This is a genomic window from Peteryoungia ipomoeae, from assembly GCF_004912165.1.
GTDB classification, from domain to species: domain Bacteria; phylum Pseudomonadota; class Alphaproteobacteria; order Rhizobiales; family Rhizobiaceae; genus Allorhizobium; species Allorhizobium ipomoeae.
Map to the genome: position 1 here is coordinate 272,190 of NZ_STGV01000003.1, position 21,984 is coordinate 294,173.

Genomic DNA, 21,984 nt, shown 5'->3' on the forward strand with positions numbered 1-21,984 from the left:
CTATGAGTGACGCCATCCCTGAAAAGGCCGGGCGGATGGCGATCTGCCGGGCGCAAAGGAAACGGTACCTGATCCATGTCGCATAACTCATTCGGTCATCTCTTCCGCGTCACGACCTGGGGCGAAAGCCACGGCCCGGCGCTGGGCGCCGTCGTCGATGGCTGCCCGCCCGGCATCCGCTTCCGGCAGGAGGATCTCCAGGTCTTCATGGACAAGCGCAAGCCCGGCCAGTCGCGCTTCGTCACGCAGCGGCGGGAAGACGATATCGTCAAGGTGCTCTCCGGCGTTATGCCGCAAGAAGACGGCTCGATGATCACGACGGGAACGCCGGTCTCGCTGTTCATCGAGAACACGGACCAGCGCTCGAAGGATTACGGCGACATCGCCAAGCGTTACCGCCCCGGCCATGCCGACTACACCTATGATCTGAAATACGGCATTCGCGACTATCGCGGTGGCGGCCGTTCGTCGGCGCGCGAAACGGCTGCCCGTGTTGCAGCCGGAGCGCTTGCACGCCTTGCGATGCCGGGTATTACCATTCGCGGCGCGCTGACGCAGATCGGTGTGCACAAGATCAACCGCGACAACTGGGATTGGGCCCAAGTTGAAGAAAACCCGTTCTTCTGCCCGGATGCCGCAATGGTTCCGGTCTTCGAGGACTATCTCGACGGCATTCGCAAAGGCGGCTCCTCCGTCGGCGCCGTGATCGAGGTGGTCGCGGAAGGCGTGCCCGCCGGCATCGGCGCGCCCGTCTACGGCAAGCTCGATCAGGACATCGCCTCGGCGCTGATGTCGATCAATGCGGTCAAGGGCGTGGAAGTCGGCAATGGCTTCCAGGCGGCCGAGATTACCGGCGAGGAAAATGCCGACGAGATGCGGATCGGGCCGGATGGCAAGCCGATGTTCCTGTCCAACCATGCCGGCGGCATTCTGGGCGGCATTTCGACCGGCGAGCCGATCGTCGCACGTTTTGCGATCAAGCCGACCTCGTCGATCCTGACCGAGAAGCGCTCCATTGATGCCGACGGCAACGAGGTGGACGTGCGCACAAAGGGGCGTCATGATCCTTGCGTCGGAATCAGGGCCGTGCCTGTCGGTGAGGCAATGCTTGCCTGCGTGATCCTCGATCATATCTTGAGAGACCGTGGTCAGAACGGCCGCACGCGATAGGGATGCCCATGCCATGAGCTATGACCAGAAACGCGTCGTTGAAGCCATCCGAGCCTTCGAGGCCGGTGAAATCGTCGTCGTCATGGATGACGACGGGCGGGAAAACGAAGGCGATCTGATCGTGGCGGCAGTGCATTGCACGCCGGAAAAGATGGCCTTCATCGTGCGCCACACCTCCGGCATCGTCTGCGCCCCGATGCCAAAGGAAGAGGCCAAGCGGCTAAATCTCTCGGCCATGGTCGCCGACAATGACAGCGCCCATACGACCGCCTTTACCGTTTCGGTCGATTTCAAGCACGGCACGACAACCGGCATTTCGGCCGACGACCGCACGCTCACTGTGCGCAATCTCGCCAATCCCAATGTCGGCGCCGCCGATTTCGTCCGGCCCGGCCACATCTTCCCTCTGGTGGCGCGCGAAGGCGGGGTGCTGATGCGCTCCGGCCATACGGAAGCCGCCGTCGACCTCTGCCGGCTTGCCTCCCTGCCGCTGATCGGTGTGATTTCCGAACTGGTCAATGACGACGGTACGGTGATGCGCGGGCCGCAGGTGGCAAGCTTTGCCGAGCAGCATGGCCTGAAGCAGGTGTCGGTTGCCGATCTCATCGCCTACCGTCAGCGCAAGGAAACGCTGATCCAGCTGGCCTCGCAATTCGATCTCGACACACCCTATGGCCCGGCAAAGGCCTATGCCTATTCCCTGCCCTGGGACCCGATGCAACATCTCGCCGTCGTCTTCGGCGATATCCGGGATGGCGAGGACATTCCTGTTCGCCTGCACCTCGAGCATGTCGGCAAGGATGTCTTCGGGCGCACCCGGCAGATTGACGACATCATGAAGCGGATTGCCGAGAAGGGCCGTGGAGTCATCGTCTATCTTCGCGAAGGATCCGTCGGCGTTGGCGCATCGACGACGGCGCGCATGGCCAAGCATGAGCGCGAGGCGCATTCGGAAGCACAGGCGCGCGAAAGCGAGTGGCTGGAAATCGGGCTTGGCGCGCAGATCCTGAAGGATCTCGGGGTCACCTCGATCCGCCTGTTTTCCTCGCGCGAGCGCCACTATGTCGGGCTCGAGGGCTTTGGCATCCGCATCGCCGGCACGGAGATCGTCTGAGCGATTTCCTCGACACGTCAGAGGATCGGGCCGTCGATCACCGGCGTTGGGCTCCCCTTCCAGGCGAGCCGCCAGACATCGCCCTGGCGGACGGACTGGACAGCTGCCGGGCGCAGCACCGCAAAACAGGTGCCGCCTTCATGGCGGACAGAGGGATAGATAATGCCATTGAGGCTCGCTGCCCGGGCCTCCGCCGCCAGCGCATTGCCGGCAGGATAGCCTTCAGACTTGTTGGGCGACAGCGCGGGATGCGCCGGCTCTGCCCTCAGATCAAGGAAATCGCCCGAAACGCTCGAGAACATCTCGGCATAATCGACGACCGCTTCATAGACCCCGGTGCGCGCCAGAAACTCCGTCATGTGAAAGCCGATCTCGGCCAGGCAGGTTTGCACCTCAAGCGCGGAATACCAGGCGCCGCGATTTTCACCATTGAAACGGTTCGGCTCGCGCGGCTTGGCATAGGCAAAGCTTGCGTTGATGAAATGCGCATGCGGGACGTCATAGACCAGTTCGTTGGCAGCAAGACCCGAGATACCGGTGGCCTGGGCATGGATGCGGCTCGACGTCGCCGCTTCGATTTCGGCCAGTTCGGCGAATTCCTCCGCCGTATCAACGAGGCTCGCCAGCACCGCCTCGCGCAATCTTGCCGTCGAGACCAATCGCACCGTTTTGGGATAGGCAAGCGTGGCGACGGGGAGACCTGCGACCTGCACTCACAATCCCCCGCGCACGGCGTCGAGATAACGGCGGACCTCCAGCATATGCGGGATGCCACCCTCGATCATGGCCGTGACCGGTGTGCGTCTGTCAAACAGTGGCCCATTGTTGGCAAGCTGTATCCAACGGTCGGCCATGCCATCGGCAAACAGAAGATGCAGGGCCTTGTAAATGCCGACCAGCGCCGAAATCCGGGTCATCTGGTCCTGGGTCAGGGATTTTTCTGCAGCGTCAGGTTTCAGCCGCTCCCAGGTGCTGAGGGAGACGCCCAGCAGAGCCGCCGCCTGCTGGCCCGTGAGATCCCACTGGCCAACCAAACGACGATAGGCTTTCAGCGCTGTTGCCGAAAGGCGTTCGCGCTCGCCCTCATTGGCAAACCCCTGAGGTCGCACAGATGGGGCATCCTCGATGCGGTGATGGTTCAGCATGACTGACCTCCGTCAAATGATGGATGGTATATACGTCATTTGACGGCGATTTTCAAGTCATCGACGGATAGTCAGCTCTCAGACTTCAACACCCTCGACATGCCCACCGACCGCGGCGCCGTCTCGGCGAAGCCAAATTGCTGATAAAGCCGGTTGGCAGGGACATCGGCGATCAGGCTGACATAGGCCGTCTTCGGTAGCGCCTCGTTGATGTAGTCGGTCAGGGCCTGCATGATCCATTTGGCGAGCCCCCTGCCCTGATGCGCCGGCAGGATTGCAATATCGGTCACCTGGAAGAAACAGCCGCCATCGCCGATGATCCGGCCCATGCCGACGGTCTCTCCCCCATGCATCAGGCTTACCGCGAAGATGGAGTTCGGCAAACCGCGCTCGGCCGCCTCGCGGGAAAAGGGCGACAGACCGGCTTCGCGCCTCAGCTTCAGATAATCGTCCACCTGGGGCACGCGATGCTCGATACGATAGGCGCTGTTGTCCAATGTCATCAGATGTCCTTGTTCATGTCGACGTCTCCGCCTCGGCCAACCAGCCTTCGGCAAAACTTGCCTCCTGCATGCCGACAAAGCGGGCGATGCGCTGAAATTCCGCTTCGATCCGCTCAAGCCGTCCTGCACTCGCCTTTACCCCCGGCTCGAGCCAGAGCTTGCGCACGGAGAGGGTACCGGCCTTGCGCTCTGCCTTCATGTCGACGCGGCCGATCAGCCGGTCGCCCTCCAGAAGCGGGAAGACATAATAGCCATATTGCCGTTTTGGCTCAGGCACGTAGATTTCGATGCGATAGAAGAAGCCGAAAAGCCGCTCGCTGCGATTGCGGTCGCGGATCAGCGGATCAAATGGCGAAAGCACCCGCACCCGCGATGGCGGCTCGGTCGTATCGGTCAGGCTCGGCAGGTCTTCGGCGAAGGCGAAGGAACTGCGCGCCTTGCCGTCGATGGTCGCAAGCGTCACCTCGTCCAGTTCCTCGCGGTTCGCCAAGACCCAGGCCTTGGCCTCCTCGATTGTGACGAGGTCGAAAAAGGCGGCAATCTCGCCGGCCGTCGCGAACCCGAGCCGAGTCAGGGCGGAGCGGCAGGCCCAGTCTACGAAGGCATTATGGTCGACCTCATCGGCATGATGCAGCGCGGGGATGACCCGCTCGGCAAGGTCATAGACCTTCTGGAAGCCTTCGCGCCGTGCAATCGCAAGCTTGCCGGTCTGCCAGAGATATTCGAGCGCCGTCTTCGAGGGGTGCCAGTTCCACCAACCGCCGGACTTGTGATCCTCAGCCTTCACCTCACGCGCCATGACGGGGCCATGATCGCGGATGCGCGCATAGGTCTCCTCAATCGCGGCCTCGTAACTCTCTCCCTGCCACTTCGCCCAGTTCTCGCGGATCCGCGCTTCGCGACGGCGGAAGCGGTGTTTCCAATAGGGAAAGAAGGCAGAGGGAATGATCGAGGCGTCATGCGTCCAGTGCTCGAAAAGAAGGCGATCCTTTTCAACGAGATGGCTCAGATCCTTGATCTTGTAGGTCTGGTTGCGGGCAAACAGGATGTGGTGATGGGCACGCTCCACCCACTGGATGCTATCGAGCTGCACGAAACCGAGATCATGCACCATATCATATAAGCCAGCACGGCTGAGGCCCGACGACGGCGAACGGGAGAGCCCCTGACGCTGAAGAAAGATTCGGCGAGCCTGCGGGTTGGAAAGATGCGTGACCATGGCTGCAAGCTAACCAATGTTCTCTCTTTGTTCAACCATCCGTCGGGAGAATTTCGCACCTATTTTTCGGTGGCGGGAACAAGCCGCCGAGACCTTCGCAGTCTGGCCATTCCCCTCACCCAGGCTTTGCGTCTATAGAGCAGCGACGAGATCAGAGAGCGACCGCCGGTGCATATCCAATTTCACCAGACCGAACTGCGCTATGGCGCGCGCGTGGCCCTTCAGCCGTTGACGCTCGATCTCGACGATCAGCGGATCGGCGTGATCGGACTGAATGGCTCGGGCAAGACAAGTTTCGCCCGGCTTCTGACCGGGCTCGTTGCGCCGACATTGGGACGTGTGACCCTTGATGGGCTCGACACGGTGAAGGATATCAAGTCCATCAGGCAGAAGACCGGCTTCATCTTCCAGAACCCCGGCAACCAGATCATTCTGCCAATCATCCGCGACGACATCGCGCTCGGCGTCGAAAGCCGAGGACTGCCAAAGGATGCGGTCCATGCCGCAGTCGAGGCGGTCCTTTCGCGCTTTGCCATCCACCACCTGGCGGAGCGGCGCCCGCATGAGCTTTCCGGCGGAGAATTGCAGCTGGCCGCCCTGGCCGCCGTCGTCGTCAATCAGCCGGAGCTGATCGTCTTTGACGAGCCGACCAACCAGCTTGACCTGAAAAACCGCGCCATCGTCAAAGCCGCCATCGAGGCGCTGCCCGAACAGGCTGTCGTCATCAGCCATGACCTTGACCTGATCAGCGACTACGGCCGCGTTCTGGTCTTCCATGAAAGCCGGCTTGCCCATGATGGTCCGGGCCATGAAGCCGTGGCACGCTACCGCGAGCTTGCAGGATGCTGACCAGTCTCCATGTCGCGGGAAACAGCCTTTTGCACCGGATACCGGTGAAGCTGAAGCTGCTTGCCTTGCTTGTCTGGGGTCTCGCGCTCTACCTCGTCGAGAACCCCATCGTGCTTTTCTTCGGGATGGTGATGACCGGCCTCCTCTATCTCTCGACCGGGATCGGGGCGTCAAACGCATATCATCGGCTGAAGCCGGTGCTCTTCACCATCGCCTTTCTCGGCCTTGTCAATATCCTCTTCCTTTCTCCCGGCGAGGCACTGGAGATCACGCTCAGACTGCTTGCCATCCTGTTTCTGGCAGCGGCCGTGACCGCCAGTACGGAGATCGGCGCCTTCATCGCGACGATCACAGCGCTTGCACGGCCGCTGGAACGGCTCGGTCTCCTCAAGGCTGCGGATATCGGGCTTGCCTTCGGTCTGGTTCTGCGCTTCGTGCCGGAGATCGCCGCACGCTACGAAGCGCTGAAGGAGGCACATGCGGCGCGTGGGATCACCGTCAGGCTGTCACGCATGCTCGGGCCGTTGATCATCGCCACCCTTCGCGATGCGGACCGGATCGCCGAGGCGATTGACGCACGGGGCATTAGAGGTCAGTAACGTCGGCGTTATTTGTCGGAGGAAACCATGACCACCAGAGATCTCGTTCTCGCGGCGCTCTTTACCGCCATCATCATCGTGCTCGGCTTCATTCCCGCCGTGCCGATCCCGCTCATTCCCGTGCCGATCACCGCGCAGTCCATGGGCGTCATGCTGGCCGGCTGCATCATCGGCGCCAAGCGCGGTGCGCTCGCCTATACCCTGCTTGTCGTGCTGGTGGCTGTCGGCCTGCCGGTGCTTTCGGGCGGTCGTGGCGGCCTCAACGTCCTGGTCGGCCCCACGGGCGGTTACATCTTCGGCTGGATCATCGGCACCTTCGTCACCGGTCTGATCGCCGAAAAGCTGGTGCGCGAAGGTCAAAGCGCCGCGCGACAGATGATGGGCTTCTTCATCGCAAGCGTCGTCGGTGGCATTGGCGTCGTCTATCTCTGCGGCATGCCCTGGCTTTCGTTTGTCGCCGGCACACCGTTCAATACCGTTCTCTTCGGTTCGCTCGCCTTTATTCCGGGCGATCTCGTAAAGGCAGCCATTGCGACCCTTGCCGCCCGCGCAGTCATCGTTGGCTATCCGCTGCTTCCTGCCAAGACGCATTGATCCGGCAATGGCTGCTGTCGCTTCTGGCCGCAGCCATCCCGACACCTGCTTTTGGTTGAATCTCGCCTACCTTAGTAACCAATTATATAGGATGCCCTCCTAAACTTTGGGGATACATCACCCCCAGAGGTTCAACCATGTCCATCCTTTCCCTGTTTGCCAGCGATTCGCGTGCCGTGCTTGCGGCGCTGGACAAATCTCAGGCGGTGATCGAATTCGATCCGACCGGCAAGATCCTCGGCGCCAACGAGAACTTCTGCAAAACGCTGGGATACCCGCTCGAAGACATCGTCGGAAAGCATCACAGCCTATTCGTGGCAAAAGACTTTGCCCAATCGGCTGAATACAGGGACTTCTGGACAAGGCTTGCCAAGGGCGAGTTCTTCAGCGCCCAGTACAAGCGCTTTGGCAAGGGCGGCAAGGTTGTCTGGATCGAAGCCTCCTACAATCCCGTCCTGAAGAACGGCAAAGTCCAGAAGGTGGTCAAGTTCGCCACCGACATCACCGAACGCAAGCTTGCCGAACTCGATTCACGCGGCAAGTTGACCGCTTTGTCGCGGGTGCAGGCGTCGATCGAATTCACGCCTGAAGGCACGATCCTGACGGCAAACGACAATTTCCTCCATGCCATGGGCTACCGGCTTGATGAGATCGTTGGCAAGCATCATCAGATCTTCTGCGAAAAGGCCTATGCCAGTTCCCCCGACTACCAGCAGTTCTGGCAGGATCTGCGTTCCGGCTCCTTCAAGTCGAGCGAGTTCACCCGGTTGACGAAGGCCGGTGAGCCGATCTTCATTCAGGCATCCTACAATCCTGTCTTCGATGAGGATGGTCAGGTGATCAAGGTGGTCAAATTCGCCACCGATGTGACGGGCCGCGTCAGGGCCGTCGATGCGATTGCCGCCGGGCTGCAGCGCCTGTCGGACTGCAATATCCGCGTCACCATCGACGATCCTTTCATCCCGGAATTCGAAAGGCTGCGCAAGGATTTCAACACGGCGATGGCCGAGTTCCAGAAGACGCTGGAAAGCGTGTTGGGTGAGACCGGCAGTCTGGCCGATACAAGCGCCAGCCTGAAGAGCGATGCCGACGTCCTGGGGCGCCGGACGGAACAGCAGGCAGCAGCGCTCGAACAGGCCTCCGCAGCCCTCGAACAGATCACCGCCACGGTCAAGGAAGCCTCCGTCAGAACGCGAGAAACGCGCGAGATCGTCAAGCAGGCACGATCGGCAACCAGTGACTCGGTTCAGGTGGTACGCTCCACCGTAGAGGCAATCTCACGGATCGAGGCCGCTTCGAACGAGATTGGCAGCATCATCGATGTGATCGACCAGATCGCCTTCCAAACCAACCTCCTGGCACTCAATGCGGGCGTCGAAGCCGCCCGTGCCGGAGAGGCCGGCAAGGGTTTTGCCGTGGTGGCACAAGAAGTGCGCGAGCTGGCGCAGCGATCGGCGGGCGCCGCCCGGCAGATTTCGGCCCTTATCCTCAACTCAACGACGCAGGTTGCCGAAGGGGTACGACTGGTCAACGAGACGGGCGTCTCGCTGTCGCGGATTGAAAAATTCGTCAATGATATCGACGCCAATGTCGATGCCATCTCCACGGGCGCCAACGAACAGGCATCGAGCCTCGGCGAGATCAACAATGCGGTCAACCAGCTCGATCAGGCAACCCAGCACAATGCCGGTCTTGTTTCCAATATCAGCGTTGCCGGCGATGTGATGGCCGGCGGGGCCGAGAAGATGAAGGCGCTGGTCGACATGTTCAAGCTGAACCGCCGCAAGACCCCGCGCGAGCCCGGCTCTGCCGCCACGAATGCCGTGGCCGCGCAGCGCAGCGCGCAGTCACTGGTGGCCTGAGCCCTCCCCTGCCGGGACACCCGGCAGGGTACTGTCATCAAGGCAGATAGCGGTAGAGCCAGTCGCGCATATCCTCGGGCAAGGCCACCGGTGCCGCCGTTTCTGGGTCCTGCGCTGCCCAGGCGACCTCGACCACCGCCACACGCGCACCGTCCCGCAGCATCTCCACCTCGAACCCGACCGATTTCCCGCCGATCTTGTCGACCCGGACCGTCAGGTGAACCCGATCCCCTTCACGCAAGGGCGCGGCCAGGCGCAGTTCTATCTTGGACACAACAAAGCGCGGCTCATCCTCCAGCGGCGGTCGATAGCGCCAGAAGTGATGCAGGGCTTCTTCCGCGTGCACGACATAGGCATAGCTGTGCATTTCACCCGTTGCGGCGATGTCACGAAAGGGAACAATCAGCTCGCTGCCTTCGACGCGCTCGATTTCATCCATGGATTGGTCCCGTTTTGGTCAAACTCGTCGTCATCTAACGGAAGTGGTGCTGCCTTAACAAGCAGGCCGTGAGGATGTAGGGCAGGACACCCGCCATCTGACCGATCATGCGCGTCTGGGCTGGACGATTTTGGCCGCCGCGATATGTTTTTGCAATGAAGGACAAGCATCCATGACCACACGGCTCTATGAGAACGCGCTCTTTCTGGAGCACAACACACCGCCCGGTCATCCCGAGAGAGCGGATCGTCTGCGCTCCCTCAACATTGCCTTGGAACATCCGAACTTCGCTCCACTTGAGCGTATCGAAGCGCAAATGGCCAATGAAGATCTGGTGACGCTGGCGCATTCGGAGGCCCACCTTTTTTCTGTCATGCGGCAGATCCCGGAAGAAGAGGATCGCATCGCGCAGATCGAGAACGACACGTTCGCATCGCAGAAATCGCTGCAGGCCGCCCTGACGGCCATTGGCGGCGCGACGGCCGCCATCGATGACGTCATGAGCGGCAAGGCCGACAATGCCTTTGTCGCCGCCCGCCCACCGGGGCATCATGCCGAGCGCGCGAAAGCCATGGGATTTTGCCTGTTCAACACCATCGCGATTGCGGCCCGCCACGCGCAGAAGGCGCATGGATTGGAGCGCGTTGCGATCGTCGACTGGGACGTCCACCACGGCAACGGCACCCAGGACATCTTCTGGGACGATGCTTCGGTTCTCTATTGCTCCACACACCAGATGCCGCTTTATCCCGGCACCGGCGCCAAGAACGAGACGGGCCCCCACGGCACCATCGTCAATGCGCCACTCTCTGCGCATAATGGCTCCGATCATTTCCGCGACGCCTTCAAGTCCCGGGTGCTACCCGCGATTGCCGATTTTTCCCCAGATATTATCCTGATATCGGCGGGCTTCGACGCGCACCACCGCGACCCCATCGCCCAGCTCAACCTGATTGGCGACGATTTCGACTGGGCGACAGGACGGCTCATGGAGCTTGCGGGGCGTTTTGCCGACAACCGGGTCGTCAGCCTGCTCGAAGGCGGCTATGATCTCGAAGGCCTCGCCGAATCGGCAGGCCTGCATATCGCAAGACTGATGAAGGGTTGACCATGTCCGACGCCGCCGATACCGCCGATTTGACCGGCTATTCCTTCGAAAAGGCCGTAGCCGAACTCGAAAGCATCGTTGCCCGGCTCGAACGCGGCGACGTGGCGCTCGATGAGTCCATTGCGATCTACGAGCGTGGCGAACGTTTGAAGAAGCATTGCGAAACGCTGCTCAACGCAGCCGAAAACCGCATCGAAAAGATCCGCCTCGACCGTCAGGGCAATGCCGCAGGCACCGAGCCACTCGACAGGTCATAAATCACAACTCAGTGAGATCGGCGTCACCGCGAGGTTGACGCCCCACCCCCTCCTCAGCATGATGCGGCGCCTTTAACCAATTCAGGGAGGACAAAGTGGCTTTGTCTCGTACCAAAAACGTTCTTTTCATCGGCGCCCTCGTGGCCTCGACTGCCTTTGCAGCGACGGCCGCTCGCTCCGAACAATTCATCAACATCCTGACCGGCGGCACCTCGGGCGTTTATTATCCGCTCGGCGTCGCACTTTCCAAGATCTACGGCGACAACATCGCTGAGACCCGTACGCAGGTGCAGGCAACGAAGGCATCGGTTGAAAACCTCAACCTTCTGCAGCAGGGCAAGGGCGAACTCGGCTTTTCACTCGGCGACAGCGTGAAGATGGCAGCCGAAGGCAATGCGGAAGCGGGCTTCCGTGGCCCGCTCGACAAGCTGCGCGGCATTGCGGCGATCTATCCGAACTACATCCAGATTGTCGCCACGCAGGAAGCCGGCGTGAAGACGGTTGCCGATCTGGAAGGCAAGAGCCTTTCGGTCGGCGCTGCAAAGTCCGGTACCGAACTTAATGCACGCGCCATTCTCGGTGCGACGAGCATGAGCTACGAAGATCTCGGCAAGCTTGAATATCTGCCCTTCGCAGAATCGGTCGAGCTGATCAAGAACCGCCAGCTGGATGCGACCCTGCAGTCTTCGGGCCTCGGCAATGCGGCACTCAAGGATCTTTCCACGTCGCAGGCGATCACGGTCGTCGCGGTGCCGGCAGATGTCGCCGAAAAGCTGGGCTCTCCTTACGCTGCCGCCGTCATTCCGGCTGGAACTTACGAGGGGCAGACCGAAGATGTTCCGACCGTGACAGTCGGCAATTTCCTGATCACTCATGACGGCGTCTCCGACGAACTCGCCTACCAGATGACGAAGCTTCTGTTTGAAAACGTGCCCGCTCTGACGGCAGCCCATTCTGCTGCCAAGGACATCGACGTCAAGAAGGCGATCGAAGGCATGCCGGTGCCGCTGCATCCGGGCGCCGAACGCTATTACAAGGAAATCGGCGTTCTCAAGTAAGCGCCATTTCGCGCTCGTCTTTGCCGATGACCGCACACTTCTCCCCGCATGCGGGGAGAAGTTTCGTTTAGGACCTACATTTTCAACTTTTGTCGTGAATTCGGCAGCCGGACCTTCATCGCTCGTTTTGAGCAAGCCTCTCGAAGTTCGGCACTTCTGCCTCAGGAGACCCCATGAGCGAGACCCTCACTCCCTCCGTTGCGAGCACGCCGCATTCTGCTGAAGAAGCGATCGAGGGCCTGCCGTCTGGCTTCGGCACCGGCTTCTCCGGGCGGATTGCATTCGGCATTGCGCTCCTATTCGCGCTTTTCCAGCTTTGGACAGCTGCTTATGGCACGCTGCCGAGCCAGGTCGTGCGCGCCATGCATGTCGGCTTTTTGCTGCTGCTCGGCTTCTCGCTCTTCGGCAACCTCGTCGCCAAAAGCGCGGCCGGCAAGATCTGGTTCTGGTCGCTCGGCATTCTCGGTTTCCTCACCGGCATCTATAACTGGGTGTTCTACGACGAACTCCTGTTCCGGTCGGGCTTCCTCACCCATCTCGATCTCGCCATGGGCTGTCTGGTCGTCGTTCTGGTGTTCGAGGCTGCGCGACGTCTCATGGGCCTGCCGTTGACCATCATTGCGGGCCTCTTTCTCGCCTACTGCTTCTTCGGCCAACATCTGCCCTCGCCGCTGTCGCATCGCGGCTATGACTTTGAACTGATCGTCGAGCATTTCGCCTTCGGTACGGAAGGCATCTACGGCACGCCAGTCTACGTCTCGGCGGCCTATATCTTCATCTTCGTCGTCTTTGCCGCCTTCCTCGAACGCGCCGGCATGCTCAACCTGTTCAACGACTTTGCGCTGGGCCTCGTTGGCTCGTGGAAGGGCGGACCGGCACAGGTCTGCGTTCTTTCCTCCGCGCTGATGGGTACGATTTCGGGTTCTGGCGTTGCCAATGTGGTGGCGAGTGGCCAGTTTACCATTCCGCTCATGAAGCGTTTCGGCTTCCGCTCCGCCTTTGCAGGGGGCGTCGAGGCGACCTCATCCATGGGTGGTCAGATCATGCCACCGGTCATGGGTGCTGTCGCGTTCATCATGGCCGAAACGCTGAATGTGCCCTATGCGGAAGTGGTCAAGGCGGCTCTCATTCCGGCTTTCCTCTACTTCGCGGTCTGTTTCTGGATGGTCTATCTGGAAGCCGGTAAGGCAGGCCTGAAGGGCCTCGAAAAGTCCGAACTTCCCAACCCCTGGGCAGCCGTCAAGCAGCACTGGCCGCTGGTTCTGCCGCTTGGCGCACTTGTCTATCTGCTGTTTGCAGGTTTCACGCCCATCTTTGCCGGCACCATGGGCCTTGCCCTCGTCGTCGTCCTCATTCTCGGCACGCCGCTGGCCGCGCTTATTGGACCTTTCGCCTTCCGACTGGTGTTCTGGCTGGCGCTTGGCCTCGCCTCCGCCGCTTTCCTGAAATTCGGCGTCAATGTCCTCGCCATCGTGATCATCGCACTCGTCCTGGCCTGCGCGCTGTTCAAAGGCGGTCGCGAAACGATTGCTATCTGCCGCGATTCCCTGGCGGAAGGTGCCAAGAACGCGCTTCCGGTCGGCATTGCCTGCGCCATCGTCGGCATCGTCATCGGTACGCTGACGCTAACGGGCATCGCCTCCACCTTCATCGGCGCGGTTATCGATATCGGTCGTGACAACCTCTTCCTATCGCTGTTGTTGACCATGATCACCTGCCTCGTGCTTGGCATGGGCATCCCGACGATCCCGAACTACATCATCACCTCCTCGCTCGCCGGTCCCGCCTTGCTGGAACTCGGCGTGCCGCTGCTTGTCAGCCACATGTTCGTCTTCTACTTCGGCATCATGGCGGATCTGACGCCGCCGGTGGCGCTCGCCTGCTTTGCGGCGGCACCGATGGCCAAGACGTCCGGCTTGAAGATCTCGCTGCAGGCAACCAAACTGGCCACGGCCGGCTTCGTCGTGCCATTCATGGCCGTCTATACGCCGGCCCTGATGCTGCAGGATGCAGGCCCGATGGCGGCGGCCTGGGGTTACCCGGTCGAAGTCGCCTATGTCGTGTTCAAGGCCTGCTTCGGCATCGCGCTCTGGGGCGTCGCGGTTGTCGGCTTCCTGTTTGCACGGCTGTCCATCGTCGAGCGGCTGATCGCCTTCGTGGCCGGCCTTTCGGTTGTGCTCGCCCTGCCTTGGACCGACGAGATCGGCTTCGCGCTCGGCTTTGCGCTCATTGCCTTCCACTGGTGGCAGACGCGTAGCCTGCGCGCCGCCCCAGCCGGCCCATGAGCCTCTGCATAACAATCGCCGCAAAGGTCGTGATGGTTCCCATCACGGCCTTTTCCTTGTCCTGGGTGCATTCGGTGGAAAAGATCGAGTGGCGCGAGGACTGGGTGGTGACGCCAGCCGGCCTTGAACTGAAGCTGGCGCGCGTGAAGGGATCCGGGGCCGGCATGGAACCCGGTGAAGATGCCGTTTTCAAGGATGGCTGGTGGCAGTGGTCACCCACCGTCCCTCCCCTGCCTTCAATCAGGCTTGCCGCTTCCGGCCTCACGCCAAGCGGCTGGGAACTCTGCCACGCCCGTGGCTGCATGACCTTGGGGGCCACACCGGGCGACGAGAGCGTGATTTCCGCTTGTGAGGCCCCTGGTGAGCGAAACAGGGGCGGCGGCGAAGACACAGCGTCACCCTGAGGACGACATCAGGCGGGTTCCTCTGCCATTCGTCCATGCTAGTCTTGGCTGCAAACGAATGATCAAGCGAGGCGCACCCCATGTCCTTTTTTCCCGGCAACGATCCCACCCCCGGCGATGCCTTTGCCTGCGATGCCATCGAACATCTGATCATTCCGCGCTCCAGCGATATCGGCGGGTTTTCCGTGCGCCGGGCGCTGCCCTCCGTGCGCCGCCGGCTGGTCGGTCCGTTCATCTTCTTCGACCGGATGGGGCCTGCCGTGCTGAAGGCCGGCGAGGCGCTGGATGTGAAGCCGCATCCGCATATCGGATTGTCCACCGTCACCTACCTCTTCGACGGCGAGATCAAGCATCGCGACAGTCTCGGCACTGAACTCGTGATCGCGCCCGGCGACATCAATCTGATGACGGCGGGGCGCGGCATCGTGCATTCCGAACGCACGCCGGAAAACCTGCGCGGCCATCCGCTGTCGATGTCCGGCCTGCAGACCTGGATCGCGCTGCCCGACCAGATGGAGGAAATCGATCCGGCCTTTGGTCACACCGCCAAATCCGCGCTTCCGGTTTTCAACGATGGCGGCGCCTCGGGCCGTCTGGTGATCGGGGCGATGGGCGGGATGCGCTCGCCGGTCAAAACCTATTCCGACACGCTCTATGTCGATCTCACGCTTGAGGCCGGTGCCCGCTTTCCCTTCGATGCATCGGCAGAGGAGCGGGCGCTCTATATTCTCTCGGGCGAGATCGAGATCGCCGGCGACCGGTTTGCCGCCGACCAGCTGCTGGTTTTCCGGCCGGGCGACGCCATCACGCTCATCGGTGGCGCGGCAGGCTGCCACGTCATGCTGGTCGGCGGCGCTGCCATGGACACCAAGAAACACATCTGGTGGAACTTCGTCTCCTCCTCCAAGGAGCGCATCGAACAGGCGAAAGAGGAGTGGAGAACCGGCCGCTTCGACATCGTGCCGGGTGACGAAGAGGAATTCGTGCCTTTGCCGGAAGGGCGATGAAGACTATATAGTTTTCTGGTGCCGAATATTTGCCCAGTTCGCGTTGGGATGCTATCGCGCACCCGAACGAATGGAAAAGGCAAGAGCTCCGTGACATCCCTGCCCGATACGCCGCTTCTGGATCAGGTCAAGTTTCCAGCCGATCTGAAAAGCATCGAGGACCGCGACCTGCCGCAGCTCGCCCGTGAAGTGCGCGACGAGATGATCGATGCCGTGTCGACGACCGGTGGCCATCTGGGCGCCGGCCTTGGCGTCGTCGAGCTGACAATTGCCATCCACAAGGTGTTCGATACGCCCGACGATCGGCTGATCTTCGATGTCGGCCACCAGTGTTATCCGCACAAGATCCTGACCGGAAGGCGGGATCGGATCCGCACACTGCGCCAGGAAGACGGGCTTTCGGGCTTCACCAAGCGCGCCGAGAGCGAATACGATCCCTTTGGCGCGGCCCACTCCTCCACCTCGATTTCCGCCGGCCTCGGCATGGCGGTGGCGGCCGATCTGTCGAAGACCGACCGCAAGGTGATTGCGATCATCGGCGATGGCGCAATGTCGGCCGGCATGGCCTATGAGGCGCTGAACAATGCCGGCGCGCTCGATGCACGGTTGATCGTCATCCTCAACGACAACGACATGTCGATTGCGCCGCCGACCGGCGCGATGAGCGCCTATCTGGCGCGGCTCGCCTCCGGCCGCACCTATATGGGCTTCCGCGACTTCGGCAAGAAACTGACGGCCTATCTCGGCAAGAGCGTCGACCGGGCGATCACCCGGGCGGTGGAGCATGCGCGCGGTTACGTGACCGGCGGCACCATGTTCGAGGAGCTCGGTTTCTACCATATCGGCCCGATCGACGGGCATTCCTTCGAGCATCTCCTGCCGGTGCTGCGCAATGTGCGCGACAACCAAAAGGGACCCGTGCTCATCCACGTGGTGACGCAGAAGGGCAAGGGCTATCCGCCGGCGGAGGCCGCCGCCGACAAGTATCACGGCGTCAACAAGTTCGACGTGATCACCGGCACGCAGGCCAAGGCCAAGCCGAATGCGCCGTCCTACACCGCCGTCTTCGGCGAAGCGCTGGTGGAGGAAGCCCGGCATGACGAGAAGATCGTCGGCATCACCGCCGCCATGCCGTCCGGCACCGGCCTCGACAAGCTGCAGGACGTTTTCCCCGAGCGGACCTTCGATGTCGGCATTGCCGAGCAACATGCGGTGACCTTTGCTGCGGGCCTCGCGTCCGAGGGCTACAAGCCGTTCTGCGCGCTCTATTCCACCTTCCTGCAGCGCGGTTACGACCAAGTCGTGCATGACGTGGCGATCCAGGGCTTGCCGGTCCGCTTCCCGATCGATCGTGCCGGCTTTGTCGGCGCCGACGGGCCGACCCATGCCGGCTCCTTCGATACCGGCTTCCTCGCCTCGCTTCCCGGCTTCGTTGTGATGGCGGCCGCCGATGAGGCGGAACTCAAGCACATGGTGCGCACGGCCGCCGCTTACGACGCCGGCCCGATCTCCTTCCGCTATCCACGCGGCGAAGGCGTGGGCGTGGCACTGCCGGAACGCGGCGAAATCCTCGAGATCGGCCGTGGCCGCATCGTCAAGCAGGGCTCGAAAGTGGCGCTGCTTTCCTTCGGCACAAGACTTGCCGATTGTCTGCTGGCGGCGGAAGATCTTGATGCCGCCGGCCTCTCGACCACGGTTGCCGATGCCCGCTTCGCCAAGCCGCTCGACCATGACCTGATCCGCCAGCTTGCCCGTCACCACGCGGTGGTGGTGACCGTCGAAGAAGGCGCCGTCGGCGGCTTCGGCAGCCAGGTCGTGCATTTCCTCGTCAATGAGGGCCTGCTCGACAATGGCCTCAAGGTCCGCTCGCTGGTGCTGCCCGACATCTGGATGGATCAGGCAAAACCGGAAACCATGTATGCCAAGGCCGGGCTGGATGCAGCGGGCATCCTGAAGACGGTGTTTGCGGCGCTGGGGCAGGATGTTCCTGAGGTAACGGCGGCGGGCTGAGGGCTGCGTTGACAAACATCCGGCACGAGAGGATTATACGGAATACCGTATAATCTTCGGAGCGTCACATGCAGCAGCTTGACTATGACAACATCTTTGATGTGGTGGCTGACAATCCGGCTGAAGCTGCAGATCTTCAGTTTCGGACCGATCTCATGCTGACGCTTCGAAAGCTGCTGGTAGAGCGGAACTGGCGTCAGGCCGAGATTGCCGAAACACTGGGTGTCTCCCAGCCTCGTGTGAGCGAGTTGATGCGGGGTAAGATTGATCTTTTCTCTGCCGACAAGCTGATCGGACTTCTCGCGCGTCTTGATGTTCGACTGCGACCATCTGTTGATGCCAGCGGCCGCGTGATCTGCGAGGTCGTACAGGCCGCCTAGCGCTTGCCGGAAACGGATGACATCATCAGCTTGTAACGTTCACTCGCCGTCTTCATCGCATGCCAATCCACGCCGTTGGTCGTCTTGGTGAAGGCGTGCAGAATGTAAACGGTATCGGAAAATTTGGCGCAGTAGATGGCCCGGTAGGCGTTCGCTGCATTCTCGATCAACTCGATGGCTCCCGGTCCAACACTTTCCGTCAAATGCTTCCAGCGGGAAAATGGAGGTTCGCCGCGCTGGACCGCCTGCAGATCCGCACCGAACTGACGCTGCATTTCTTTCGGCAAATCCAGAAAGGCGCGCTTGGCAGCCTCATTGACGAAAACAAACCTCTTCATCCGTGGCCATGCGTCGAATTCCGAAATCTACCCCAGATTGCATTCCTACACATAGTCACCCGAACGGCAACCCTGCCCGGCTGGACTTCCCCTTCCCTCCCCGCTAGACCTCGCTCAGATCAGCGGGCGCTCATGGGCGCCGGGAGGCCCTATGCAAACGGCTCAAACGACGGCAGATTTCGCCTCCGACTTTGCCCCCGACTGGGCAGCCATTGCCGTGGTGATCCTTGGCGTCACGGCCTTTGCCGTCGGCCAGGGGCTGACCTATCCGCTGATTGCACTGATCCTGGAAAGCCGTGGCGTGTCCTCGAGCATGGCGGGGTTCAATGCCGGCGTGTTTGCGCTCGGCCTTGCCTCCTCCACTCTGCTGATCGGCCGTCTCACGCAGCTCCTGCGCGGGGACAGGCTGATCGTGCTTTCCCTGTGCGGCGTCTCGGTTTCGCTCGCCACGTTCTCCGCCTTTGATGATCTCTCCGTCTGGTTCGCCGCCCGCTTCCTGCTCGGCTTCTGCACCAGCATCATCTACACGGTGTCGGAAGCCTGGCTCAACACGGCCTGTCCAGATCGGCTGCGCGGCCGGGTTTCGGGCGCCTATAGTGCCGGCATGTGCGGCGGCTTCGCTGCCGGGCCGCTCGCCATCCCCTTGATCGGTATCGAAGGCGGCTTTGCCTTTGCGCTGACGGCCGCCTATGTGGCGCTCGTGGCCTTCGCCTCGGTCATGCTCGGGCGCTATGCACGCACCCGGCCGGAAGCCTCCGAGGCGGGCGGGCTCGTTACCTTCATCCGGATTGCGCCGATCCTCACCCTGATGGTGGTCGCCTTCGGCTTTTCGGATATCGCGGCGATCTCGATGATCCCGCTCTATTTCGTCGAGCGCGGTTACACCCAGAATTTCGCGGCCTTCGTCGTGACCATGGTGGCGCTGCCCACGGCGCTGGCGCAGCCTTTCGTCGGCTGGCTGCTCGACCGGGTGTCGCGGCCGATGATTGCCGTTTCCGGCTCGCTGATTGCCGCCCTTGCCTTCCTCGCCCTGCCGTGGATGACATCACAAGCTGGTCTGCTGCTGACGGTCTCGATCCTCGGGGCCGCCAGCTTCTCGCTTTATACGGCCGCCCTGACCCTGCTTGGCGAGCGCTTTCGCGGCGGGCTTCTCGTGTCCGGCAGCGCCGTCTTTGCGCTCGCCTATGCGATTGGCAGTGCCGCGGGCTCTGGCACCACCGGCGTGACGATGGATCTCGTTTCGGTCGATGCCGGCCCGGTATCCGTTGGCCTGGTCATGCTGATCGTCACCACCTTCTTTGGCGTCGATCTCCTGCGCCGGCGCGGAGCAAGGGCATGAGCACGATGCTGGAAACCTCGCCGCCCGACATTTTCGACTGCCAGGCCTGCGGTGCCTGCTGTGCGTATTCTGCCGACTGGCCGCGCTTTTCGCTGGAAACCGACGAAGAGATCGCCGCGATCCCTGAGGCGATGATCGCCAAGGATGAAAGCGGCATGAAGTTCGAGGGCGGTCGCTGCGCAGCCCTTACCGGCGAGGTCGGCAAACATGTCGGCTGTGCCGTCTATCTGGTGCGGCCGCATGTCTGTCGCACCTGCATGCCCGGCGACGAAGAGTGCAAGATTGCACGCGCCGAATTCGGCTTCAGCCTGGAAGGCCTGCCGGAACCGGAGGTCTACGAGGCCTGAACTTAGGGCTTTGGAACCGTGATCATTACCTGATCCGCAGTCAGTTCTCCGCCGATCTCGGCGGTCTTTGCCTTCTTGTCATAGACGCAGATCGAACTCACCACCGCATCCGCGCCAAACGCCTTGCCGGTCAAAATGGCGACGCCGTAGCTTTCCGTGCCGAAGGGATCAACCACGACTTGGGGCTTTTCGATCCGGCCTTCGGCAAGCGTGGTGCATGTGGCGGCAACATCCTTGGCGAAGTCATCCCAGGCATCCGCTGATGAGGCGGAGGCCGGCATCGCGCCGAGCGGCAGGAGGCAGATCGCGGCGGTGAGCAGGCGGAGAGCGTTGTGCATCAGGCACCTTCTGTACAAGATCAGGGATAGGCAAGATCGGGCGCAAACAAGGCGTCTTCAAGAGTGAAATTGCAGGAGAATTCTTTCGCCTGTGGGTCTGATTTTGAAACTCTTGCGGTTGCCTCCCACCACTTCCGCACCTATGTTCCCGTCACCTGCCAAAACGCAATCTATTGCCAAGAGGAGATCTTACCATGGCCTTCGAATTGCCCGAACTGCCCTATGCCTACGACGCTCTGTCGCCGTTCATGTCTGCTGAAACGCTCGAGTTTCACCACGACAAGCACCACAAGGCCTATGTAGACAACGGCAACAAGCTGGCCGCCGAAGCCGGCATGGCTGATCTTTCGCTCGAAGAGGTCGTCAAGCAGTCCTATGGCAAGAATGCCGGCCTGTTCAACAATGCCGGTCAGCACTACAACCACATCCACTTCTGGAACTGGATGAAGAAGGACGGCGGCGGCACCAAGCTGCCGGGCAAGCTTCAGGCTGCCATCGACAGCGACCTCGGCGGCTATGACAAGTTCAAGGCCGATTTCGTTGCCGCCGGAACGACCCAGTTCGGCTCCGGCTGGGCCTGGCTCTCCGTCAAGGACGGCAAGCTCGAAATCTCCAAGACCCCGAACGGCGAAAACCCGCTGGTTCACGGCGCCTCGCCGATCCTCGGCGTCGATGTCTGGGAGCACTCCTACTACATCGACTATCGCAACGCTCGTCCGAAGTATCTCGAAGCCTTCGTCGACAGCCTGATCAACTGGGACTACGTCCTCGAAATGTACGAAGCCGCTTCCAAGTAAGACGGTGTCACGGTTCATCAGCGGAGCCCGGGATGGCAGCATCCCGGGCTTTTTTTGTCCCCGCCTCGCGCTCTGCGACAGCGTTTGCAGCGATGGAACTATATGCCGTTGGTCACGTTTGTCTGGCAACACCGATGAACACAAACCGAAAGGAAGATCCATGGCTACGTCCAATCTGCAGGCAGAACTGAGAGAACTCCGCGAACAGATGAGCGCGCTTAAGGAGACCCTGAACCGTCAGGCGAGCCGCGGCAGCTACGATCTGCGCAATCGTGCCTCCGAGGCGCTCGAAGGTGCTTCGCATGCCGCCGGTGCGGTTGCAGATTACGCCCGTGACCGTGCCGACACCGTCGCTTCGGCTGCCCGTCGCCATCCGGCCGCAGCGGCCTCGACGGCTCTTCTGACCCTCGGCGTCATCGGTGGCCTCATCGGCTATCTCATCGCCACCTCGACGCCGCCGCAGCGCCATTCGCGCTGGGGCTGGAACTGATCCGATATGGACAGGGTGACGTATCATGTCGTGACGCATGACGAGGGCTTTGCCTATCGTCTGGGTGACGTCTACTCAGAGCCGTTCCCGACGCATGATGAGGCTCTGTCCGCCGCGCGGGCGGCAGCCTCCGCCCAGCAGCTTTCCGGCAGCGATGCCGAGATCAGCTGGCAGGATGCGAACGGTGACTGGAAATTCGAACATGCGGACGGTGCGGACCGCCCCATGGCGAGTGTTGTCGACGATGTCGAGGACGCTCGATAAGCCTGGCTCCCAGGCGGAAAAGCCCGCGGCTCACGCTGCGGGCTTTTTTCGTGTGTGCAACTTTTGCG

The 21,984-nt window shown here is 61.5% G+C and carries 26 protein-coding genes; 19 read left to right on the forward strand and 7 right to left on the reverse strand.

The window, feature by feature from the left end:
• Window positions 1–75 precede the first annotated feature (75 nt).
• The gene (gene aroC, locus FAA97_RS11100) at window positions 76–1,170 is read left to right on the forward strand and encodes a chorismate synthase (RefSeq protein ID WP_136598591.1); all 1,095 of its coding nucleotides are present in this window, start codon (window positions 76–78) and stop codon (window positions 1,168–1,170) included.
• A 13-nt stretch (window positions 1,171–1,183) separates the two neighbouring features.
• Window positions 1,184–2,284, forward strand: a complete 1,101-nt coding sequence (ribB, locus tag FAA97_RS11105; RefSeq protein ID WP_136598592.1) for a 3,4-dihydroxy-2-butanone-4-phosphate synthase — start codon at window positions 1,184–1,186, stop codon at window positions 2,282–2,284.
• A 17-nt stretch (window positions 2,285–2,301) separates the two neighbouring features.
• Here the strand turns inward: ribB and FAA97_RS11110 are convergent, their stop codons facing one another.
• The 4 genes from FAA97_RS11110 to FAA97_RS11125 form a co-directional block, all read right to left on the reverse strand.
• Window positions 2,302–2,997: an RES family NAD+ phosphorylase gene (locus FAA97_RS11110; protein WP_136598593.1), complete on the reverse strand. Its 696-nt coding sequence runs from the start codon at window positions 2,995–2,997 to the stop codon at window positions 2,302–2,304.
• Complete coding sequence (locus FAA97_RS11115; RefSeq protein WP_136598594.1) at window positions 2,998–3,429, reverse strand: antitoxin Xre-like helix-turn-helix domain-containing protein; 432 nt, start codon at window positions 3,427–3,429, stop codon at window positions 2,998–3,000. It abuts the gene before it with no gap.
• A 71-nt stretch (window positions 3,430–3,500) separates the two neighbouring features.
• The gene (locus tag FAA97_RS11120; protein WP_136598595.1) at window positions 3,501–3,932 is read right to left on the reverse strand and encodes a GNAT family N-acetyltransferase; all 432 of its coding nucleotides are present in this window, start codon (window positions 3,930–3,932) and stop codon (window positions 3,501–3,503) included.
• 13 nt (window positions 3,933–3,945) lie between these two features.
• Window positions 3,946–5,151 carry a winged helix-turn-helix domain-containing protein gene (locus tag FAA97_RS11125; RefSeq protein WP_136598596.1) on the reverse strand — a complete coding sequence of 402 codons (1,206 nt, stop codon included), beginning with the start codon at window positions 5,149–5,151 and terminating at the stop codon, window positions 3,946–3,948.
• A gap of 168 nt (window positions 5,152–5,319) precedes the next feature.
• Between FAA97_RS11125 and FAA97_RS11130 the strand changes: the two genes are divergently transcribed.
• The 4 genes from FAA97_RS11130 (at window position 5,320) to FAA97_RS11145 (ending at window position 9,055) form a co-directional block, all read left to right on the forward strand.
• Entirely contained in the window at window positions 5,320–6,000 is a 681-nt protein-coding gene (locus FAA97_RS11130; protein WP_136598597.1) for an energy-coupling factor ABC transporter ATP-binding protein, read from the forward strand.
• Complete coding sequence (locus tag FAA97_RS11135; protein ID WP_136598598.1) at window positions 5,994–6,599, forward strand: energy-coupling factor transporter transmembrane component T family protein; 606 nt, start codon at window positions 5,994–5,996, stop codon at window positions 6,597–6,599. The genes FAA97_RS11130 and FAA97_RS11135 overlap by 7 nt, the downstream gene beginning before the upstream one ends.
• A gap of 27 nt (window positions 6,600–6,626) precedes the next feature.
• On the forward strand, window positions 6,627–7,193 hold the full coding sequence (locus tag FAA97_RS11140; protein WP_136598599.1) for a biotin transporter BioY: 567 nt from the start codon (window positions 6,627–6,629) through the stop codon (window positions 7,191–7,193).
• 137 nt (window positions 7,194–7,330) lie between these two features.
• Entirely contained in the window at window positions 7,331–9,055 is a 1,725-nt protein-coding gene (locus FAA97_RS11145) for a methyl-accepting chemotaxis protein (RefSeq protein ID WP_136598600.1), read from the forward strand.
• A gap of 37 nt (window positions 9,056–9,092) precedes the next feature.
• Here the strand turns inward: FAA97_RS11145 and FAA97_RS11150 are convergent, their stop codons facing one another.
• Window positions 9,093–9,494, reverse strand: coding sequence for an acyl-CoA thioesterase (locus FAA97_RS11150; protein WP_136598601.1), 402 nt, complete (start codon window positions 9,492–9,494; stop codon window positions 9,093–9,095).
• A gap of 172 nt (window positions 9,495–9,666) precedes the next feature.
• Here FAA97_RS11150 and FAA97_RS11155 point away from each other — a divergent pair, with 172 nt between their 5' ends.
• From FAA97_RS11155 to FAA97_RS11190, 8 genes are all read left to right on the forward strand, one after another.
• Complete coding sequence (locus FAA97_RS11155) at window positions 9,667–10,602, forward strand: histone deacetylase family protein (RefSeq protein ID WP_136598602.1); 936 nt, start codon at window positions 9,667–9,669, stop codon at window positions 10,600–10,602.
• A gap of 2 nt (window positions 10,603–10,604) precedes the next feature.
• Entirely contained in the window at window positions 10,605–10,859 is a 255-nt protein-coding gene (locus FAA97_RS11160) for an exodeoxyribonuclease VII small subunit (protein ID WP_136598603.1), read from the forward strand.
• Between the two features lie 101 nt (window positions 10,860–10,960).
• Complete coding sequence (locus FAA97_RS11165) at window positions 10,961–11,917, forward strand: TAXI family TRAP transporter solute-binding subunit (RefSeq protein ID WP_425467419.1); 957 nt, start codon at window positions 10,961–10,963, stop codon at window positions 11,915–11,917.
• 173 nt (window positions 11,918–12,090) lie between these two features.
• A complete protein-coding gene (locus FAA97_RS11170; protein WP_136598605.1) occupies window positions 12,091–14,202 on the forward strand; it encodes a TRAP transporter permease in 2,112 nt (703 codons plus the stop codon).
• Entirely contained in the window at window positions 14,199–14,606 is a 408-nt protein-coding gene (locus tag FAA97_RS11175; RefSeq protein ID WP_136598606.1) for a DUF1850 domain-containing protein, read from the forward strand. Before FAA97_RS11170 ends, FAA97_RS11175 begins: the two co-directional genes overlap by 4 nt.
• An 80-nt stretch (window positions 14,607–14,686) precedes the next feature.
• Window positions 14,687–15,613, forward strand: a complete 927-nt coding sequence (locus FAA97_RS11180) for a pirin family protein (protein ID WP_136598607.1) — start codon at window positions 14,687–14,689, stop codon at window positions 15,611–15,613.
• Window positions 15,614–15,703: 90 nt separating this feature from the next.
• Window positions 15,704–17,623: a 1-deoxy-D-xylulose-5-phosphate synthase gene (dxs, locus tag FAA97_RS11185; protein WP_136598608.1), complete on the forward strand. Its 1,920-nt coding sequence runs from the start codon at window positions 15,704–15,706 to the stop codon at window positions 17,621–17,623.
• 68 nt (window positions 17,624–17,691) lie between these two features.
• Window positions 17,692–18,003, forward strand: a complete 312-nt coding sequence (locus FAA97_RS11190; protein WP_136598609.1) for a helix-turn-helix domain-containing protein — start codon at window positions 17,692–17,694, stop codon at window positions 18,001–18,003.
• Here FAA97_RS11190 and FAA97_RS11195 read toward each other — a convergent pair.
• On the reverse strand, window positions 18,000–18,341 hold the full coding sequence (locus FAA97_RS11195; RefSeq protein WP_136598610.1) for a type II toxin-antitoxin system RelE/ParE family toxin: 342 nt from the start codon (window positions 18,339–18,341) through the stop codon (window positions 18,000–18,002). The genes FAA97_RS11190 and FAA97_RS11195 overlap by 4 nt on opposite strands.
• Before the next feature lie 151 nt (window positions 18,342–18,492).
• Between FAA97_RS11195 and FAA97_RS11200 the strand changes: the two genes are divergently transcribed.
• Together FAA97_RS11200 and FAA97_RS11205 are read left to right on the forward strand one after the other, a co-directional pair.
• Window positions 18,493–19,680, forward strand: coding sequence for an MFS transporter (locus FAA97_RS11200; RefSeq protein WP_136598611.1), 1,188 nt, complete (start codon window positions 18,493–18,495; stop codon window positions 19,678–19,680).
• A 5-nt stretch (window positions 19,681–19,685) separates the two neighbouring features.
• Entirely contained in the window at window positions 19,686–20,027 is a 342-nt protein-coding gene (locus FAA97_RS11205; protein WP_136598864.1) for a YkgJ family cysteine cluster protein, read from the forward strand.
• 2 nt (window positions 20,028–20,029) lie between these two features.
• On the opposite strand, the gene FAA97_RS11210 is transcribed toward FAA97_RS11205, so the two are convergent.
• On the reverse strand, window positions 20,030–20,365 hold the full coding sequence (locus tag FAA97_RS11210) for a hypothetical protein (RefSeq protein WP_168800982.1): 336 nt from the start codon (window positions 20,363–20,365) through the stop codon (window positions 20,030–20,032).
• Between the two features lie 194 nt (window positions 20,366–20,559).
• On the opposite strand from FAA97_RS11210, the gene FAA97_RS11215 reads away from it, so the two are divergent.
• The 3 genes from FAA97_RS11215 (at window position 20,560) to FAA97_RS11225 (ending at window position 21,916) form a co-directional block, all read left to right on the forward strand.
• Entirely contained in the window at window positions 20,560–21,162 is a 603-nt protein-coding gene (locus FAA97_RS11215; protein ID WP_136598612.1) for a superoxide dismutase, read from the forward strand.
• A 160-nt stretch (window positions 21,163–21,322) separates the two neighbouring features.
• Window positions 21,323–21,652, forward strand: a complete 330-nt coding sequence (locus tag FAA97_RS11220; protein WP_136598613.1) for a hypothetical protein — start codon at window positions 21,323–21,325, stop codon at window positions 21,650–21,652.
• Window positions 21,653–21,658: 6 nt separating this feature from the next.
• Window positions 21,659–21,916, forward strand: a complete 258-nt coding sequence (locus FAA97_RS11225) for a DUF2188 domain-containing protein (RefSeq protein ID WP_136598614.1) — start codon at window positions 21,659–21,661, stop codon at window positions 21,914–21,916.
• Window positions 21,917–21,984 lie beyond the last annotated feature (68 nt).

Coding starts and splice junctions, on each gene's coding strand:
- aroC (WP_136598591.1), top strand. CDS start 76: ATGTCGCATAACTCATTCGGTCATCTCTTCCGCGTCACGACCTGGGGC.
- ribB (WP_136598592.1), top strand. CDS start 1,184: ATGAGCTATGACCAGAAACGCGTCGTTGAAGCCATCCGAGCCTTCGAG.
- FAA97_RS11115 (WP_136598594.1), bottom strand. CDS start 3,429: ATGCTGAACCATCACCGCATCGAGGATGCCCCATCTGTGCGACCTCAG.
- FAA97_RS11120 (WP_136598595.1), bottom strand. CDS start 3,932: ATGACATTGGACAACAGCGCCTATCGTATCGAGCATCGCGTGCCCCAG.
- FAA97_RS11125 (WP_136598596.1), bottom strand. CDS start 5,151: ATGGTCACGCATCTTTCCAACCCGCAGGCTCGCCGAATCTTTCTTCAG.
- FAA97_RS11135 (WP_136598598.1), top strand. CDS start 5,994: ATGCTGACCAGTCTCCATGTCGCGGGAAACAGCCTTTTGCACCGGATA.
- FAA97_RS11140 (WP_136598599.1), top strand. CDS start 6,627: ATGACCACCAGAGATCTCGTTCTCGCGGCGCTCTTTACCGCCATCATC.
- FAA97_RS11145 (WP_136598600.1), top strand. CDS start 7,331: ATGTCCATCCTTTCCCTGTTTGCCAGCGATTCGCGTGCCGTGCTTGCG.
- FAA97_RS11150 (WP_136598601.1), bottom strand. CDS start 9,494: ATGGATGAAATCGAGCGCGTCGAAGGCAGCGAGCTGATTGTTCCCTTT.
- FAA97_RS11155 (WP_136598602.1), top strand. CDS start 9,667: ATGACCACACGGCTCTATGAGAACGCGCTCTTTCTGGAGCACAACACA.
- FAA97_RS11160 (WP_136598603.1), top strand. CDS start 10,605: ATGTCCGACGCCGCCGATACCGCCGATTTGACCGGCTATTCCTTCGAA.
- FAA97_RS11170 (WP_136598605.1), top strand. CDS start 12,091: ATGAGCGAGACCCTCACTCCCTCCGTTGCGAGCACGCCGCATTCTGCT.
- FAA97_RS11175 (WP_136598606.1), top strand. CDS start 14,199: ATGAGCCTCTGCATAACAATCGCCGCAAAGGTCGTGATGGTTCCCATC.
- FAA97_RS11180 (WP_136598607.1), top strand. CDS start 14,687: ATGTCCTTTTTTCCCGGCAACGATCCCACCCCCGGCGATGCCTTTGCC.
- FAA97_RS11190 (WP_136598609.1), top strand. CDS start 17,692: ATGCAGCAGCTTGACTATGACAACATCTTTGATGTGGTGGCTGACAAT.
- FAA97_RS11195 (WP_136598610.1), bottom strand. CDS start 18,341: ATGAAGAGGTTTGTTTTCGTCAATGAGGCTGCCAAGCGCGCCTTTCTG.
- FAA97_RS11200 (WP_136598611.1), top strand. CDS start 18,493: ATGCAAACGGCTCAAACGACGGCAGATTTCGCCTCCGACTTTGCCCCC.
- FAA97_RS11205 (WP_136598864.1), top strand. CDS start 19,686: ATGCTGGAAACCTCGCCGCCCGACATTTTCGACTGCCAGGCCTGCGGT.
- FAA97_RS11210 (WP_168800982.1), bottom strand. CDS start 20,365: ATGCACAACGCTCTCCGCCTGCTCACCGCCGCGATCTGCCTCCTGCCG.
- FAA97_RS11215 (WP_136598612.1), top strand. CDS start 20,560: ATGGCCTTCGAATTGCCCGAACTGCCCTATGCCTACGACGCTCTGTCG.
- FAA97_RS11220 (WP_136598613.1), top strand. CDS start 21,323: ATGGCTACGTCCAATCTGCAGGCAGAACTGAGAGAACTCCGCGAACAG.
- FAA97_RS11225 (WP_136598614.1), top strand. CDS start 21,659: ATGGACAGGGTGACGTATCATGTCGTGACGCATGACGAGGGCTTTGCC.